This window comes from Vibrio sp. YT-19(2023), from assembly GCF_033337395.1.
Genome location: NZ_JAWOQN010000603.1, coordinates 1 through 655, shown reverse-complemented (window position 1 = coordinate 655; position 655 = coordinate 1). Strand labels below are relative to the sequence as shown.

At 47.9% G+C, this 655-nt stretch carries 1 protein-coding gene; it reads left to right on the top strand.

The features are described from left to right. On the top strand, positions 1–655 hold a 655-nt coding region (locus R7E78_RS27395), incomplete at both ends, for an IS5 family transposase (protein WP_318058788.1).

Genomic DNA, 655 nt, shown 5'->3' with positions numbered 1-655 from the left:
GTTTGCCCGCACTACACCTGTATAAGCCGCCGAGCTAAGGAAGTTGAAGTTTCATTTAAAACCAAAACCAGAGGAGCGATACAACATCTGGCAATTGATGCCACTGGCATCAAGGTTTATGGCGAAGGTGAATGGAAGGTCAAGAAGCATGGAACTGATGGGAAGCGCAGAGTCTGGCGTAAGCTGCATATCGCAGTAGATACACGCACCCACGAAATAATCGCAGCAGAGCTGAGCTTATCTAACGTAACCGATGCCGAAGTGCTCCCCAACTTACTCAAGCAGACACGTCGTAAAATCGTTGAGATATCAGGTGATGGCGCTTATGACACAAGGAATTGCCATGATGCTATACGGTTCAAGCGAGCGGTTCCGCTTATCCCGCCACGAGAAGGGGCTACCTTCTGGGAACAAGGACACCCTCGCAATTTAGCAGTAGGTTGTCAGAAGCTCTACGGCTCCAACAAGAAATGGAAAAAGCGGTATGGCTATCATAAGCGCTCGCTATCAGAGACAGCAATGTATCGGGTGAAACAGTTGTTAGGTGGAAAATTAAGCCTGAGAAACTACAACGCTCAGGTTGGCGAGACTTACGCCATGATCAAAGCACTGAACAAACTTACAGGGCTTGGTATGCCTGAAACTCAGTATATTG